Source organism: Pseudomonas sp. ICMP 10191, from assembly GCF_001467335.1.
GTDB classification, from domain to species: domain Bacteria; phylum Pseudomonadota; class Gammaproteobacteria; order Pseudomonadales; family Pseudomonadaceae; genus Aquipseudomonas; species Aquipseudomonas cerasi.
The window spans coordinates 96,475-113,648 of record NZ_LKGW01000002.1; the positions used below are offsets into that span (position 1 = coordinate 96,475).

The window sequence follows — 17,174 nt, forward strand, 5'->3', positions numbered from 1 at the left end:
TCACCCTGATAGTTATGACAGTATCCAGTGTCGCGCAACTGCCGTTTAATCGAACGGGCTACCGGCCTGGATGGCTGGTTCTGGGCAGACAAGTTTTTGTCGAGAAAGCCAGGGTCTGTTGCCGTTTCATCGCGGCTCGGGATGAAAGGACGACAGTCCTTGGGGGCATGATCAATCCGCCCGTACGTTTTCTGCATAAACAGGGGCGGCAATCGGATAGCAAAGGAGTGCTGATGATGGTCGATTCAAAAACAACAACGGCTTTAGATGACAATCAAAAAGAGCGTATCGCCCATGGGCTGGCGGGCAGTGGACCCGATTCGGAGCTCGACGCAGACCTTGCTCTGGCAGAGGTGACGGGCGTTGTGGACCCTGTCGATGGAACGCTGAACAAAGATGTCCTGCTCGGTGAGTTTCTTGAGGTCACCTTGCTTCAGTGGGCAGGACTGGTCACTGATCCGGGCGACTTCGATACTTTTTTCATCGATTGGGCCATCGGTGCAGAGGCGGAGACGGACGCGTTTAAAGAGGTGTTTAGCGATATCATTACCGCACCGGTGGCTCCTGGCACCTTTCCCAAGAAGATCCAGATTCCGTTGAGCAGTTTGATGCAAGGCCTGGAAAAGCCTGCAGACGGTACTTACAGTTTGCGCTACCGGATCAGACAACCGAATGATCAACAGACCACCAGCCCGTCGATCAACCTGATCGTCGATACCACGCCGCCGGGCGGGCATTCTGAGCCAGAGCAGATGATTCTGGATACAGATCAGTTGACCCAGGCGTATCTGGATGAACATCCGGACGGTCTGGTCGGCACGCTGCCTGACTATTACGACTGGGCGCCTGACCACAGGGTAGCTTTCTATTACGTCGGCAATCCGTTGCCCGAAAAACCCGAAGATCTGCCGCCTCCGGTCGATGTCGTTAACCTGCCCGGCCCGACTAACAATACGCTGAAATTCCCGGTTTCGGTCATTGGAGCGTCCAGGGACGATGCCTACTACATCGCCTACTTTCTGATCGACAAGGCCACCAACCGCACTCCGCTCTCCAACTACAAGCGCATAGACGTAGCGCTGGGACTGTTGCCCGACAACCTGCAAGACCCCGTCGTGCCATTGGCAGAAAATGATAACTTGATCGACCTGCCTGACGCAGGAATCGGGGTCCAGGTATCGATCAAGTCGTTCGATAACTGGAAGCCGACCGACCGTATCGAAGTCACCTGGGGCGCAGGAATGCTGAGATCCGAGGAAGTCGGCAGCTATCCAGAGTTTCCGCTTTTGATCAGGGTCCCTGGTGAGGTTCTGCGTGCTCAATACAATTTAGCGACTGGCGGTGACCAGGCCACTAATGTGAGTTATCGAATCCTGCGTGGCATTCTCCCTTCCGCAGTGAAAAGCACCAGCGTCAATGTCAATTTCTCCACTATCGGACCTGATCCCATAACCGATCCTGTATGGCCGGATCCAGTCAACGATGCGTTGCCGCTGGTCGAGGTCCGTGGCAAGACTTCCGATTCAGCGAACGTCCTGACAGCAGCGGATAAAGGCGAGGCTGCCAGGGTCCTTTTCAAGCTGTATATCAATCTTCAGCCGGGTGAAATGATCGATTTCTACTGGGGCACAAGGCTCACTTCATCGGCCACCTACACCGTACTGCCTTCAGACGCAGCGGGTTCCGATCGTGAGGTTGAAATACCCTGGGATGATATCTTTGCGGAAGGCAATCGCGTTGATTTGCCGGTTCATTACCGCATCCATGCGCCCGGTTCAGCAAACACCCAGCACTCGAAAGAGACTCTGGTCAACGTAAGCGCCATTGTTATCACCCCGGACGCACCGCTTTTCGAGGGCACCAGTACAAGTGGCTGGCTGAACTGCGATTCACTCTTCGCCAACGGCATCGGAAATCCGGCCACGGGTGAGCCGGGGATACGGGTCCGCGTTCCGGATCTTTCGAAATATCTGTCGGACGGTGAGACTGTTACTTTGCACTGGTACGCCTCTACAGGAACTACAGGCGACGCTCTTATTCCGGGCACAGAAAAAGAGGAGGCTATCGTGCTGGGAGCCGACCATCCGGCTACCGGTTTCACCTGGCTGGTCACGCCCTACGCGACACACATTCTGCCTGTCTATAATCCTGCAAGCGGCAGCCCGAACGGGAGCGCGAGGATCAAGTACTCCTTCATCATGAGCGGCGCAACCGAAACCATTACCTCGTTGGAAACCACCGCCCGGGTAGGGATGTACGACGCAGTTGGGGCGTGTCCTATCGTGTTCAAGTCACGTAAACCGAAGAAAAAGTAAGGAAGGTCGCCGGTTCAGGGTGCCTGCGGCAGGCGGCAGGCACCCTGTGGGGTATAAGCAGGCTCAGGTTGCTCCCAAACGGTTTAGGAAGGCCGGCGCGTACCGGGTCATGTCACCTACGCTTATTGGTATTTTCCCCGACGATCTTCTGCTGTCAGAACCTCCCTACGTTTACCTAGGAAACGTCCTACAGAGCATTCGGTTGGATCCCCGTAGTCTTTCGGCCTCTCTCCCGAGACCGCTTTCGGGCAGTCTTCACGGGGTTCAACCAGGTTTACCTCAAGGTAATGCATCGTCATGAATGCTCCATTCGTGCTGCGTCCGCTTTCATGGACATTGAAAACCGTTATTTTTCTCTCTCCCTTGCTGCCTGGCAGTCATGCCTTTGCGCAAATCCTTGTCAACACGCCGCAGACCATTGATGCAACAGGTCCGCTGGACAGCTATCGGGTTGTCAGCACCGGAAATCTGACGGCCAACGGCGCGACAACCCTGCAAATATCCACGATCACCGGGGCGCAGCTGACGCTCACTGGCAGTCAGGTCAGTGCAGGCACCAGCTCTTCAGCCGTCTCGTTGACCGGGGCAGATGCGTTGATTGTCGGCAGCGCCCTGACAGGTGGTGCGGATGGCCTGGGGATGGGCAATGAAAGTGCACGACTGGTCGGTTCCACTGCCACCGTCATCGGCAGCACGATCACTGCCACGAATCGCGGGATAAATGCTGGCTCGCTCAGCAACCTGACCCTGGAAAGTACTTCGGTGACGGCCACCGGCACCAATGGCAGAGGCATGGAGATGTTTGACTCCACGGTGAAGGCGTCCGGCAGTACCCTCACCGGGCAGCAATATGGCGTGCGCTTGCGCGCTGACCCGGCCGTACCCTCAAGCAATTTGTTGGTCCTTGAGGGAACCCGGGTCGAAGGTATCACCGGGTCGGCGCTGATCGTCGGAACGCCCACCGGTGCGCCCGCGACTGCCGATATCCAGGTCAACAATGGTTCTACGCTGACCGGCGGCAATGGCAAGATACTGGAGTTGATCAACGGCTCAACGGCGCAGATGACCGTGGACAACAGCCATCTGCAGGGCGATGTATCGGCGGGTGAGGGCAGTACCGCCAGCCTGTCACTGCAAAATAACGCGACCCTGACCGGACGCCTGGAGAACGTATCCAGCCTGTCGCTCAGCAGCCGAGGCCAGTGGGTGATGGTCGAGAATGGTCAGGTGAATGAATTGTCCATGGACGGCGGATCGGTCAGGTTTGGCGATGCGGCCTCGTTTTACACCTTGTCGCTCGCCAGCCTGTCGGGGAATGGTACGTTCATGATGGACGTGGATTTCGGTGGCAAGACCACTGACTTTCTTGACATCACGGGCAGTGCGACCGGCAGTCATACCTTGCTTATCGGTAGCACGGGGGCTGATCCGCTCAGCGATACCAGCTTGCACGTCGTGCATGCGGCAGCCGGCGATGCCAGCTTTTCGCTCTCAGGCGGCGCAGTGGACCTGGGCGCCTGGTCCTATGACCTGATCAAACAGGGCGATAACGACTGGTATCTGGATACCGCCACCCGGACCATCAGCCCGGGAGCACAGACTGTCATGGCGTTGTTCAACACGGCGCCGACTGTCTGGTATGGGGAGTTGAGCACGTTGCGTTCGCGCATGGGGGAGTTGCGCATGGACGAGGCCCGTTCCGGCGGCTGGATACGGACCTACGGCAACAAATTCAACGTGGCCGACGCCTCGGGCTTCGGATATCGGCAGGTTCAGAACGGTGTTGCTCTCGGCGCAGATGGCAAGCTGCCTGTGGGGTCGGGACAATGGCTGGCGGGTGTGATGATCGGGCAGAGCTCGTCTGACCTCAGCCTGGATCACGGTGCCAGTGGCAAGGTCGACAGCTACTCGCTGGGCGCTTACAGCACCTGGCTGGACAGCGAGAGCGGCTACTACGTCGATGGCGTGATCAAACTCAATCAGTTCAAAAACAAGGCCAGAGTCAATCTCAGCGATGGTTCCCGCACGCGCGGCAACTACGACAATCTGGGTGTTGGCGCGTCGCTGGAACTGGGTCGGCACATCAAACTGAACAACGGTTATTTTCTTGAACCCTATACCCAATTGGCGGGCCTGGTCGTTCAGGGCAAGGACTACGCACTGGACAACGGTATGCGCGCTGAGGGTGACCGCAGCCGGTCGCTGCTCGGCAAGGTCGGTACGACGGCGGGGCGCAGTTTCGATCTGGGCCAGGGACGTACGCTGCAACCTTACGTGCGGGTTGCCGTGGCTCACGAATTCGTCAACAGGAACGAGGTCAAGGTCAACGACAACGTCTTCAGTAACGACCTCTCCGGTTCCCGTGGCGAGTTGGGGGCGGGCGTTTCGGTGTCACTGTCTGACAACCTGCAGTTGCATGCTGATTTCGATTACAGCAATGGCGATGCCATTGAGCAGCCATGGGGCGCCAGTGCAGGCTTGCGTTACAGCTGGTAGCGACAGCGAAGCGGGGGGCTGATGCTTGATCGATGGCGCTGATGCGCCAACGGTCCTATCACTTGTGCCAGTATCCGCAAAAAAAAACAGGGTGTTAACTGACGGGCATGGCGGTCGGCAAACGGGTCGGCCACCGCTTTCTCCTACTGGAGGCCTGGCTCATGTCTGTCATTTCAAAGTGGATCGAACGGATCAGAGTCCTCTTCTGGCCGGCTTCAAGACGCAAGAGCATGCTGCTTGCGCCGCCTGTGATCGCCGAACTCCTGCCTGACGTACCCGGCGGTGAACCCAATCTGCTTCCCAGCAGTGCCTGGCTCGTGCCGTTGCGGGTCGATTTTCCCATGTGGCAAAACTCCGAGCCCACTCCGGGCGACCCTGAGTATCTGCGCGTGTACTGGAATGACCTGCTGTTGGAGGAGAAGGTCTGGACCAAACCTGTACAGCCTGTCGATCTGTTCATCATGATCGCGCAGCAATACCTGGGCGAAGGCCAGCATCGACTCCGTTATAGCGTCGAGACCGCCAATCAGGTGCAGACCGAATCCGAAACACTGGCCTTTGTCATTGATAAAACGGCACCGGTATTCGCAGACGAAGGGGCGCTGATTTTTCCGGAAGAAATCATCAGGGATGGTCTTACCTCGGCCTGGCTGGACTCTCATGGCAACACCGTGCTGGCCGAAGTGCCCGCGTATTTTTCGCCGAGCGCCGGGGATCTCATTATCTGGTACTGGAGCAGTACGCTGACGGGCTCGGAGCACACCGGAACCCTGACGCTTGAAGCGTCCGACATCGGTAGCACGATCAATATTGCCTTCGACAAGCAAATGGTTCTCGAGAGTGGCGATGGCATTCGTTATGTGTCCTACAGGTTGAAGGATCGCTCGGGGAATGCCGGGCCCCGTGCGCTGGCTGTTTCGCTGCTGGTGCGTGCTCAGCCAGTACCGCGTGTGCTGCCACCCCCGCGGGTTCAGAAGGCGTCAGGCTCGGCAAGCGCCAGTACGCTCGATCCGTTGGATGCCTATCAGGGCGCCGTGGTATCGATACCTGAGAGTGCCGTGATTGCTCCCGGTGACACCGTCCGCGTCCAATGGGCCGAGCCCGGCAGTGTGGGGGCCTTTCTTACGGAGGTAGCAGACTCGAGACTGTTCAACATTCCTTCCACACAGATTGCCCAGCATTTCGGCAAGTCGATCCCCGTTTATTATGAGGTATTCGAAAAAAGCGCCGCCCCGCCTTATCTTTCGGACCTGCATACGCTGAGTATCATGGTCATGACAGGCTTTCCGGTGGTGCAGTGTGACAAAGTCTCCGGGGGGCGTCTGAGCCTGCAGGACATTGCAGAGGGAGGCTACGCACGGTTCACGCTCGACAGTTGGTCATTCATGGGCACTGACCAGTTCCTCACCATCGAGGTGCATGGTGTCAGCAGTGCTGATAATCAATTGTTGATCGTTAACGTTCTGGATGAATACCCGGTGCCGCGGGTGGACGATAAAATCGACGCCGGTGTTATCAGCAAAACGGATTTGAAGGCATTTAATATAGGCACTCAGCTCGATGTCCGGGTGCGTGTGAGTTTCGACCAGACGCTCTCCTGGCAGTCTTTTCCTTCGCTCAGACCAACGTTGTACCCCTGAGGAGGAGGTCATGGACCGCCAGTTGGCAGTCCATGATGCATTGCTACTTGTAGGTCATCGTGAAGCTGAGGGCTCCTTTGGCCTTGCCCGGCCGGATCGCGCTGCTGGCCTGTGTCTGATAGAAGCGGGCGTAGAAGTTCAGCACAACGTTACCGGGTGTGATCGCCATGATTGGCACTTCGGTCTGCAACTCCATGGGCGTGACTCCATCACCTTTGAGAACCTGAATCCCCATGCCCTTGGCGTCCGAATCGCTGGTCAGGGTGAAAACCCCGCTGCCGACAGGGCCCTCGGGGACCGAGCCTTCGACACCATCGAGCTGGATATGCGCCGTTGCCACGAAGCCGTCACCCGTATAGGTCTCGCAGTTGCTCAACGCAATACTGAATGGCACCGCAGGTGTGGTGAAACCGGGACCGGTGAAGTCAGCGCTGTCCCACTCACCCAACTGCACCGTGTCGGCACTGACCGGATCTGCACCGACGCTGCACTGTGCCTGAAGTATTGTGCCGGTTAGCCCGAACTTCATGATCCTGCCAAGCGTTGTCACGCTTCCGGAGAACAGTTCACTGCCATTGAGCACATTGGGGCCGGAGGGAATCGGTCCGGTCTTGACCAGCGTGACATAGTTGTTCAGATGAAGAAAACGCAGGCTCGTGAGCATTTTCTCGTGGTCGTTGAGGCCGATGAACGGAACGGAGGCGCTGCCACCTACAGGCGTGAAGCAATTGGGGCAGTTCCTGTCATACGGAAACTCCAGTCTTACCCGCACCCCGACGCCCGGAATATTGGTTTGCAGTATCTTGCCTGTGAGGTCTTCCCCGTTTATAGGGTCCACCGTGCCCGGAAAGATCGGAGCCGTTGCCGTAGCGTTGAATTCCAGAAGCGCCGTGCCGTCATTTTTGCAGGCCGCCTCCAGGCCTGCCTGGTCTGGTGTGGCGTTAAGCATATCGATGCTGCCGATAAAGGTACCCACTGCGGCGTCTTTGGGGACGTAGAGCGTGCCGATGTCGCGCCGGTAATCCTTTATTCCCGGTGAGGAAACCCAATAACAATCGTTGCTCGGTGTGTCATCCGGTTCTTCGGAGTAAGCCGCAGCACTATAGCTGGTCCCCAACAGGATCAGACTGGGGAGCAGGGCATTCAATGCAGTGTTCATGGGGTGATTCCTGAAATAACAATGTCGCGGACGGCTCAGATCTGATGTCACTGGGTACACGTCATGTCTTGCATTCGGTAACCCTTGGCCAGAGGCATGCCCGCGGGGTCTATGTGCAGACGACACTGAGGGTCGCTTTTCTCACCCCAGCGGACATCGAGGATTTGGGCCTGCATGCCGGTAGACAGCAAAATCTGCCCGCCTTGCCCTGCGATGCCCAGGATGTTGCCCTGCGCATCGCTGACCTGGGCGCCGAATGGCAGCGGCTTGCCACTGTCAGTGGTTGCATTGATGACCAGGCGCGTCACCTTGCGCGCAGCGAAGGTGGTCTTGATCACGGCCCCCCTGGCAGGTACCACTTGAGTACTGGCGTTATCGATTTCCACCTCGGGCCCCAGTCGGTCGGTTTGCAAGGTGATCGGGTTATAGCGGTAGGGGCGCAGATAGGGCATCAATGCGTAGCCGCGACTATTGGTCCTGACACCGGTAGCGTTCTGTATGCCAACGCCGGGTGTATCGGGTACTTCGATCAGGGCGATGGTGTCGCCCAGATTCGGGCCGAACTCGATGCCGTCCGCATGCAGCAACAAGGCGCCACTGACGTTGACTGATGCACTTCGATAATCATTGCCCTGGGTCACGCCGGCGCCGAGGCTGGCGAAGGGCGCCTGATAGCCTGCCGCAAGGCCTGCACTTTGCTGTTTGCCGTCATCGTTGCTAAGACTGGCGTGATAATTGACGCGGTTTTCATAGAAGCTGCCGCTCAGGCTGCCCCGTTGACTGTGGCGATTGGCGCTGCTCTGCAGGTCGAGTGTGGCATTACTCGAATGGCCGGTGTCGAGGGGCATCGAGATACTCAGGCCGAACTGCCGGTCGTTGCCGCGGCTACTGTCTACGCTCAGTGACTGTGAGGCGTAGAAGTTGTAGGTGATCCCGGCACGATGGGTGTTGACGTTGAGTTGAAATTGCCGCTGCTCGATATCGCGGCCCCAGTAATCCTGTTGCGACAGCGTCAGACCTACGCTGCTGCGTGCGCCGATTCTTTGATGAATCGAAGTTTCCAGACGGCTTCGGCGGCTGCCTGTGAACGTAGCGTCGTTGCTGCGCTGACTGACGGCTTCGTCGAAATCCCGATAGCCTTCGGTGGAGTAGCGATAACCTGCGAAGCGCAGATTGGTATGGGTAGTGAACGCCTTGCCATACTTGATGGCGTAACTCATGCCCTGCACGCTGGACCGACCGGTTTGATCGATATTGGCGCGTGACCGGGTCACATCGAACGCCATTGCCCCCAGCAGGCCCATGTCCCGCGACACGCCCAGTGCAGCGGCGTGGTAGAAGTCGCTGGTCATCAGTCCGCCATAAAGGGTCGAGTTCCAGCCTGTTCCAACGGCCAGAGTGCCTTGCCACAGCCAGGGATGCTCGGTGGCGTAGGCGCCGTTGAAGCGGCCCAGGGCTGTGCTGTATTTCCAGACGCCTTCGCGCAACAGGTTGCTGATAGTCGAGTAAGGTTGGGTAAAGCGCCGGACCTGACCATCGGCCTCGGTCAGCACGATCTCCAGTTCGCCGCTGCCCGCCGTGTTCAGGTCATCTATTTCATAGGGGCCCGCACTGACATACGTGGAGTAGATCGGGTATCCGTTCTGCAGCACTTCGAGTTTGGCCCTGCTTTGCGCCACGCCACGAATCACCGGTGCGTAACCCTGCAGGGAATCGGGGAGCATCTCCTGATCGGTTTTGATCAACCCGCCCTTGATCGGCACGCTCCGGAAGACATCGCCGCCGGTGTAGGTTTCACCCAGGGTCAGGTTAGCGTGCGTGCCGGGCAGGTCGCGCTGTGCATGAGCGTAGGCTCTGGTCCATTCGCGATGTCCCTGTGCATCCTGGCGCACGCTTTGATTGCTGCGCAATCGCCATGATCCCAGGTTGATACCGGTGTTTAGGTACAGGTCTGCGCTGCTGCTGGTGCCTGTCTCCCTGTGGGTCGTCTGTTGCGCCGAGGTCTGGTAATTGATGAAGGCGGCGTTGATGCCGTAATCCCAAAGCGCCGGGTCCACTCGACCGTTGGCATCGCGGCGCATGGCGATCTGCGGTATCGAGATCGACAGTTGCAGTTTGCCGCCGTCGAGTACGACCCTGGAGTCCGGAATCAATTGCCCCAACGCGACACAGGCGACTTGCAACGAGGCCGGGTCGGCCAGACTGTCGAGGCGTACGCCGATCTGCTCCAGCAATTCCGACGACAGGCAGGGCAGCAGGCCGTTGCCTTGCGGGTCGGCATCGAAACGGATTTGCCGTTGGCCGAAATAGCGCATATTGACGTGGATTTCTACCCAATGGTCGCCTGGCCCGAGGCTCTCGACAACTGACAACTGGTTCAGCACGCTGGCCGCGGCCGCACTGTCATAGTCCTGGCCCTGACGCAGGAAGCCGGACTGGAAATTGACAGGGGTTGCCGCCTTGGTCAGTTCCAGCGGAACGGTCACGCTGCCGCACACAATCAGCACCTGCATAAAACGCAGGCGCACCGGTATGAACCCGGAATCGGGTAATAGGGTCATGTTCAATGTCCTGGGGATGAAGCGTGCCAGCGCTGTTTCAGTCAGTCAGCGTGGCCGTAGCTGTCTGCGGCTGGCTGTAGCCGCCGTAATCGTTGATCGCGGCAAACACCACCTGCAGGCCCGGTACCGCTTTCGTTTCGTTGAGCGTGTAATGGCGAGAGCTGAACGGGCCAAGCATGGCGACTTCACTGACCTTTTCAGTCCTGCCACCGCCGGAGACGTCGAGGCGAATGAACGACACATGAAAGGGCGTCGGATTCATGGCGGTCAGCTCTGCCTTGCCGGCAATCTGCCGGACCGACCATTGCAGGTCCTTGAGGCGGGCAATGGGGTTGTCAGTCAGCAGAACCGGGCGATAAAACAGTTTGATACGGGTACGCAGGGCAATATTCAGTACATTGCCTTGCGAAGAGTCGGCTTGAGGTATTTCCTGCACGTTAAAGTAGAACAATGACTCACGATCAGAGGGCAGGTCGTGGGGCAGGCCATTGATCTGTACCTGTTGTTCCTTGCCCGGATTAAGGCGGAAAAGTGGCGGCGAAGGTGCGAATGGAACGACGGTGACAGTGTCGTCTGCCTCCGTATTTACCCAGGTCTGCACCGCGAACGGGCGATCACTAGGATTGGATATGACCACCGACGTACTGCGCTTGTCGCCGTCGAACACTATACGCGTTGCGTTGACGGTCAGTGCTGCCTGGCTGGCGGGTATATAAGCTGCGCATATGAATAACATCATGCACCCCGCGAGGGCAGGTCTTTTAAAAGCCTGTTGGCAAATCATGGAAAGTTACCTTGTACGTTCAGATCCGAACGGACCTGAACGTAGTGAAGATGCTTCACGTGAAAAGACTATTGATCCTTACACAGTGAGCGAGTGGGTCGATGTATCAGTTGATCGCGACAACAAACTGGACATCCGCCGAAGCAGCACCGGGTTGAACGGTAGCCAGTGTCGAACGGTAGTAGGCGTTGAACACCATGTCGGTGACACCCCCCTCGACCAGTGGATAAGGCGCCGAGGCGTCGCCTGGTTTGATGGAGGTACCGGTCTGGTCCTTGATCACGATCGCAACGCCCTTTGCCCCGTCGACAGTAGGGGTGACGCCGAAGTAGTCGCCGCTGCTGTCAGGGGCGCCGATGAAGGTGACTTTGGCAGTGTTCGCGGCGCCGCCAGACGTAAGACCGCAACTACCGTCGTCATTGACGCGCAGGGCAAAGCTCTTGCCAGACAGTTCGTCACCGATGCCGGTGAAACGGTTGGCTTCGATAGAGCCCATGTTCACAACGTTGCCGATAGAGCCATCGCCCGGATTGACCACTTCGATAGGGCAGGTGGTGGCGGTGATCTTGCCTTCGAAACGGATGGTGCCGGGGCCGGGGTTGGCGGATGCGACAGTGCCGGTCAGTGTAGTCGCCAGAGCAAGGCCCAATACGGATAGCATTTTGTTCACGATTAAAACCTTATAAGTATTAAAGTTGCAGGACTAAAAATGTAACTATTAATGGTGTCTTGGTAGACGGTTTGTGTTGTGTGTCATGACGGGGCGGGAGTTTACAGCAGGAGCGTTAGTTACAAAGTCTCTGAAGCACTTTGTTTAATGGCGGGAGGTGTAGGATATTTCCTAAACTAGTGTCATACATTTAAAATCTTGAGTTTTATGTTGTTCCGGGTTTTTCATGGGGCTGTGATTTTTTGTTCGGGCAGAGAACCCGAAGGGCAAATGTAACGGTATAGAATTAGAGGCGATGACTGAAATGCCGCCGACAGTCACGAGTTTTTTGTCAGCGGCGGGAAGTTCAGCTTTGGTACATGCGAATATCGCGTATAACCTGGAATACGTCTGGCCCTAAGCCGGGAATCGGTTTAAGAAAAGCCGTTCGCTGTAGAAGCCATGAAGGGCCACTGGATGCTGCTGTATTAGTTGCCGATTGCTGGTTGACCCTGGCGTTAGGCCCTTTCGTCGGCCGCGGGTTCGGTTGAGGTGGCACACCCCTCAAGATGGACGCTCTTGGAATCTCCCCATCCCTAACCAATCCGGGTACGGCCAAATTCGCTGGGGCAGACCCACGTCGCGCAGCTATTCCAGGCGCGGCCTGCAAATCGTCAAGTGATCTCCTCAATATCTTACTTCCTTGGTCTAAAGCCTTGGTCGTAGCCTTGAGCGCGCTTTTAACCGCACTTTTCAATAGCATCCCACCGACGTCCAAAGGTATCGCGGCGTAGCCGACGTATTCCCCTATCCGAAGGGCTGTGTCGTCTCCTTTCGCCGCACCATAAGCAGTGGCAGCCGTTGATGCAGCACCCAGAACGGTCCCTGCCGCCAGCACCCCGGTTGCGACGTAGGCCGCCGCCTGTGAGGTCATCGTGATACCCAGGACCGTTACAGGAACCGAGGCGGGCGCGGCCAATCCAAACGATGCATATGTCGCGTAGGCACCTGCTGCCGTGAACGCTACGCCAACCGCAAGCATGACCCAGGTCATCATTCCAATACCCCCCGACATCTCTGCAGGTATCTCATCCTCATCGGGTCGTCGCAGCCTGCCACTCTGGGAGCTGGCGTCATGCCCGGTGGGGTCGCGCCAGGCAATGGGATTGCCCAGGCAATAGGTATAGGGGTTGACCCCGCCTGCACCAAAGGGGCTCAAGGAGTCAGGGCTGTGAAAACGCATCATGCCCGGGTTGTAGGCTCTGTAGCCGTTGCCCAGCAGGTACCAGCCCGTATCTGTCTCGCACACCTCGCCGTTGAACCCGGCAACGCTGAGCAGCACGTCATCGCTGTGGCGTTCTCCGTAGGCGCTGTAGACAGCCGTTCGCAACGTGTCCTGCTGGAACTCACCGAGAACGCTCTGGTTCGCATCCGTCAGCGACAGCAGGGTTTTGGCAGGTTCTCCGATGATCTGCTGGCCTATGGGTTGCTCGTCAATGTGCAGAAACTGAGTACGTCGGTCGTCCTGCACCGTGCTGCTCAACTGCTGGCCCTGATAAAAACGCAGTATTTCGCTGTCACTGCCATTGCGGGTGGTGGCCAGATGATTATGGCCGTCGTACGTGTAGGTGTTGATGGGCTCACCCGCCGGTTTTGCCACCCGAAGAAGGCGGCTCTGGCTGTCGTAGTGCAACTGGTTGCCATGCTCGTCAGTGCACTGATTGCCGTTGGCGTCATAGCTGAACGTCGGGTCCGGCGTGTCCCGTGGAGGCCTGTAGGTGATGCCCAGTAACTGGCATTGGTCCTCGGAGTCGGGGTCACCCTCTTTGCCATAGCGGAAAGTGGCTGTTTCAGTGTTGCCGTCGGCAAATTTGGTATAGCTCAGGGTCATGTTGTCCAGCTCGTCGAAGGTGAACGTCTGGCTGAGCATCGCCTTGTCGGAAGCGTGCACTGGCAACTTACTGCCTGAATAGGTGATGCCGGTCAGCCGGGCTCGGGTGTCATACCTGAACTCTTCCAGCAGCAGCGTGTTGCCCGCTTCCCGCAAGTGGCGGCTTCGCATGAGCCCGTCGGGTTGCCATTGCTGTTCCAGCGTACGTACAGGGTGATTGCCGGCAATCTGCGTCCTGAGCACTTCCTGCCCTTGGTCGTCATATTCCATACGGTTTATCAGGCGGGTCCCGGCGACGATGTCATGGGTTGTCATCTCGCAGGGCTGACCCAGTGTGTCATACCGGGTGGTCACCTTCACGTTGCCCTGAGCGGCACTTTCGAGTCGGCCGAACGAGTCATACCGGTAAGTCGTTTCCACGCCTTTGACACTGTTTTTGACGCCGCCTCTAACCCGGCCCTTGACTACGTCTTTAACCGGGTTTTTGACCTCTTTTTGTTCGACATCGGTGCGATACATCGTACGGCCCTGCAAGGATGTCCGATGCAGGGTTTGCCAGGTCCGGCCTTGCAGATCTTCCCAGGTCTCTTTGGTCAGCTGGTTATGCGCGTCATAAGCGTAAGCGCGCTTGCCCTGCTGATTAGTGGCAGAGACCAGGCGGGCACTGACGTTGTCATAGTCGAAACGGGCAGCGTCATCCGGTGCAGTACTGGAGACGATCTGGTCGGTGAGCTCCCGCTTGTAGGTGTAGCTGATGGCATCACCCATGGCCGTCGTGCGGGTTTTGACCTGCATTTGACCATCCTCGTACTTGTAGTGCTCCACACGTTGCCCTGCCTGCGTCCGTGTCAGACGGCCCAGCCCGTCGAACTTCTGTTCGCCTGTCAGGGTTTTGGTAATACCGTCCCGATGAATCACGCTCAGGCTGGTCGGCAGCTCGGTGGTGCTGAACGGTTCATATTCACGATGTGCCTCGCTGCTATCCGGCAAGCGTGTTCTGACCATGCGCGACCAGGCGTCATAGCTGAACAGGGTTGTGTCGTCTGACTCGTCAGTCTGCTGCGTGCAGCGCCCCATTCCGTCGTAGAGAAAGGTTTGTGAGCCCAGATCTTCTCCTGCTGCGTTCTGGCTCTTGATCTTGTCCGGTTTGCCGAACATGTTCAGCCAGGTCTCGCTACGACCACTGATCAGAGGTTCTGCGTCACTGCTTTGCACCCACGTCTTCTGGACCGGACCGTTATGTTCTTCACTGCCGATGGGGTCGTAGTACTGGTGGGTCTGTACGCCGTGATCCGAGGTAATGACAGACTGGCGGTTCCAGTCGTCGTAGGTGTAGGTACTTTGCGTGGTGAACCGTTGCTGGTTGTCGAACCAGTCGTAATCCATTTCGTATTGCACATTGTTCCAGGCGTTGTATTGCGCTGTATGGATCATGCGCATCGCTTTCAGATCATTGCTGTCGATGTGGTCCCGTTCCTCGAGTATTGCCCGGCCCAGGCCATCCATGACAGAGCGAGTCCTGACCTTGCGGGCGTCGGTCAGCACTTGTTCTGCATGCTGTCCCGGAGCGGAACACAGGGTGTACTCGTACTCGCGACTGGCTTCATAGCCAGCACTTGAATTCGGTGCGATCGTTTCCTTGGTAAGCCGGTTGAGCGCGTCATAGGCATAGCGGATCTCCACGCCTTCTTCCAGGGTCATCAGCACCTGGCCGGTCAACAACGACTGCTGTTGCTGCTTGCTTATGCGGGCATTGTCGAAGCCGATAGTGGTGATCTCTATCAGCTGTACCGGGACCTGCAAGTGTTCGCTGTTGTCCTTGTTGTTGCCCTTACCCTTGTTCTTGCGGTTGCTGCTGTTGCTGTGACTGATGCTGGCGTGGCTGTACTCGTAGACGGTAACGGTGTCCTTTCCATTCAGGGACTCGATATTTTTCCCGGTTCGACCATGCTGGAAAGGCGCGTCCGGCTGGTTGATGTGCTCCAGCAGGATCTTTTGCAACTCCACAGAGGTTCCATCGCTTTCAAGCTGCAGCAGTGTTTCGGTTTCCGGCACGATCCAGTCGGGTAACTCGCTGCCGGTCAGTGCAGGCAGCGCGCTGTAGCGATAACGTTTGGACAGGGTAGGGGCCCCTGGCTGCGACGACAGGGCGGGTTTGACCACTTTTTCTTTCAGTCGTGAGACAAACCCTTCCGCATCGCCGGGCAACCGTCGCCACCGGCGGCCGGGTACCAACTGCTGACTTCTTGGATCCCGTCGGCGCGTGTATGCACCAGCGGATTGCCGTAACGGTCATAGGTATTGGTGACGGTTTCTGTGCGCGTGCGCTCAGGCTCGTCCAGCCGTTGCCAACGGGTGGTGACTTCGCTGGGTAGCTGACAATCGTCGGGCTGTCTGGAGTAATGCACTTCCTCCAGGATGTTGTAGGCGGTGGTGACCGTTTGCTGGTTTTTGTTCTGGGTGGTGACTTCGCGGGTCTGCAAGTGAAAGCGGTTGAAGGTGCGCTCTATGCTGCGCACGGCCTTGTTGTCGACCCACAGGCTTTCGGTACAGACATAGTTGTACTCCTGCAGATATTTATAGAGGTTGTCCAGGCCGTCGTCTTTCCAGGCGATGGGCAACCCGGCACCGAGAAAATTTCGTGAGCGTTGCTGGCCGTCCTTGTAGGTATATCGCACATCGACCTTTGCCTGACTGAGGCCGGGATCGGTGATGTGTCTTGTCACTCTGGGTATGGGCTGGCGAGCGGCGCTGGATGGAAACGCATGGCCTTCATCCTGATAGTAAATTTCTTCGCTGCTTCCAGAGGGCGTCTCTACATGGTTGATGCATAACTGATTGCCGTTCTTCAGGGCATATTCGAAGCGCCACGACGCATTGTTCTCGGTGGGCAGAGTGATGCACGTTACGTGTTTTGTGCCGGTGAGGGTCATCAAAAAGCGCGCCAGTGGAGTACCGCCAGTGCCCGCGTACGGATGCAGTTTCAGCTCGACGGATGTACTACTGCGTGCAATTGCCAACAGCGTCTGACCCAGGTCGTCAGTGATCGAAGCAAGTCTGTAGGTGCTGCTGTTGAACACCGTGTGCTCGAGCGCGATGCTGTGTCCCGACGGGGCGATGATCTTTACCGCCCAGGCCATTTTTTTATTACCGCTGCTGTGCAGCTTGAGGATTTCCATCAGACCTGATTTGTGCACCACCCGGTAAGACGTATCGTCCTGTTTGTAGAAGTGGAAGGTGTCAATTTTCTTCTCGGTCATCGTCAGTAGACCGTTGCTGCCGGTGCCGTCGACCCGGAAGGTCTCGCCTGTGCTCAGGGACAGGATCTGGGTGGCAGGGTCGTACTGCGACAACTGCAGGTTCCAGCCCAGGCCGTAGCCGCTGTCCAGCGTATTGAGCTGATTGTAGGACAGGTCGAGTCGGAACCCTGGCCCGCGCAGGTCATTGCTCTGCAGATCGGGCATGCTGATCGATATGTTGTAAAGCCCGGTGCGTGGGTCGACGCCGCTTTTCAGACAACTCATGAAATTGAGCGCGTTGGAGTGCACGGAAGTGGAAGCAGCCATGGAGCGGACCTCGCTGATTGATGCGTGCCAAGCGCAGCGGTGTCTGACGATTGTGCAGTCCTTGCGCTCTGGTCATTGACGACCCCCAAGCCTGAACGCCCTGAGGCGTCCGT

The 17,174-nt window shown here is 57.5% G+C and carries 7 protein-coding genes and 1 pseudogene; 3 read left to right on the forward strand and 5 right to left on the reverse strand.

Annotated features, from left to right (window positions below; genetic code table 11):
• Positions 1 to 233 precede the first annotated feature (233 nt).
• The 3 genes from AO388_RS01780 to AO388_RS01790 all read left to right on the forward strand — a co-directional run bounded on the left by AO388_RS01780 (position 234) and on the right by AO388_RS01790 (position 6,451).
• Positions 234 to 2,315 carry a hypothetical protein gene (locus AO388_RS01780; protein ID WP_003366745.1) on the forward strand — a complete coding sequence of 694 codons (2,082 nt, stop codon included), beginning with the start codon at positions 234 to 236 and terminating at the stop codon, positions 2,313 to 2,315.
• A 297-nt stretch (positions 2,316 to 2,612) separates the two neighbouring features.
• Positions 2,613 to 4,811: an autotransporter outer membrane beta-barrel domain-containing protein gene (locus AO388_RS01785; protein ID WP_058415984.1), complete on the forward strand. Its 2,199-nt coding sequence runs from the start codon at positions 2,613 to 2,615 to the stop codon at positions 4,809 to 4,811.
• 107 nt (positions 4,812 to 4,918) lie between these two features.
• A complete protein-coding gene (locus AO388_RS01790; RefSeq protein ID WP_058415985.1) occupies positions 4,919 to 6,451 on the forward strand; it encodes a hypothetical protein in 1,533 nt (510 codons plus the stop codon).
• Positions 6,452 to 6,494: 43 nt separating this feature from the next.
• On the opposite strand, the gene AO388_RS01795 is transcribed toward AO388_RS01790, so the two are convergent.
• The 5 genes and pseudogenes from AO388_RS01795 to AO388_RS01815 form a co-directional block, all read right to left on the reverse strand.
• Positions 6,495 to 7,610, reverse strand: coding sequence for a fimbrial protein (locus AO388_RS01795; RefSeq protein WP_003366756.1), 1,116 nt, complete (start codon positions 7,608 to 7,610; stop codon positions 6,495 to 6,497).
• Positions 7,611 to 7,657: 47 nt separating this feature from the next.
• Positions 7,658 to 10,171 (reverse strand): fimbria/pilus outer membrane usher protein, encoded by a 2,514-nt coding sequence (locus AO388_RS01800; RefSeq protein WP_058415986.1) that lies wholly within the window; start codon positions 10,169 to 10,171, stop codon positions 7,658 to 7,660.
• A gap of 37 nt (positions 10,172 to 10,208) precedes the next feature.
• Positions 10,209 to 10,955, reverse strand: a complete 747-nt coding sequence (locus tag AO388_RS01805) for a fimbrial biogenesis chaperone (protein WP_032609410.1) — start codon at positions 10,953 to 10,955, stop codon at positions 10,209 to 10,211.
• A 106-nt stretch (positions 10,956 to 11,061) separates the two neighbouring features.
• Complete coding sequence (locus AO388_RS01810) at positions 11,062 to 11,625, reverse strand: fimbrial protein (RefSeq protein WP_003366760.1); 564 nt, start codon at positions 11,623 to 11,625, stop codon at positions 11,062 to 11,064.
• A gap of 346 nt (positions 11,626 to 11,971) precedes the next feature.
• Positions 11,972 to 17,061, reverse strand: a pseudogene (locus tag AO388_RS01815) (RHS repeat-associated core domain-containing protein).
• Positions 17,062 to 17,174: the final 113 nt, after the last annotated feature.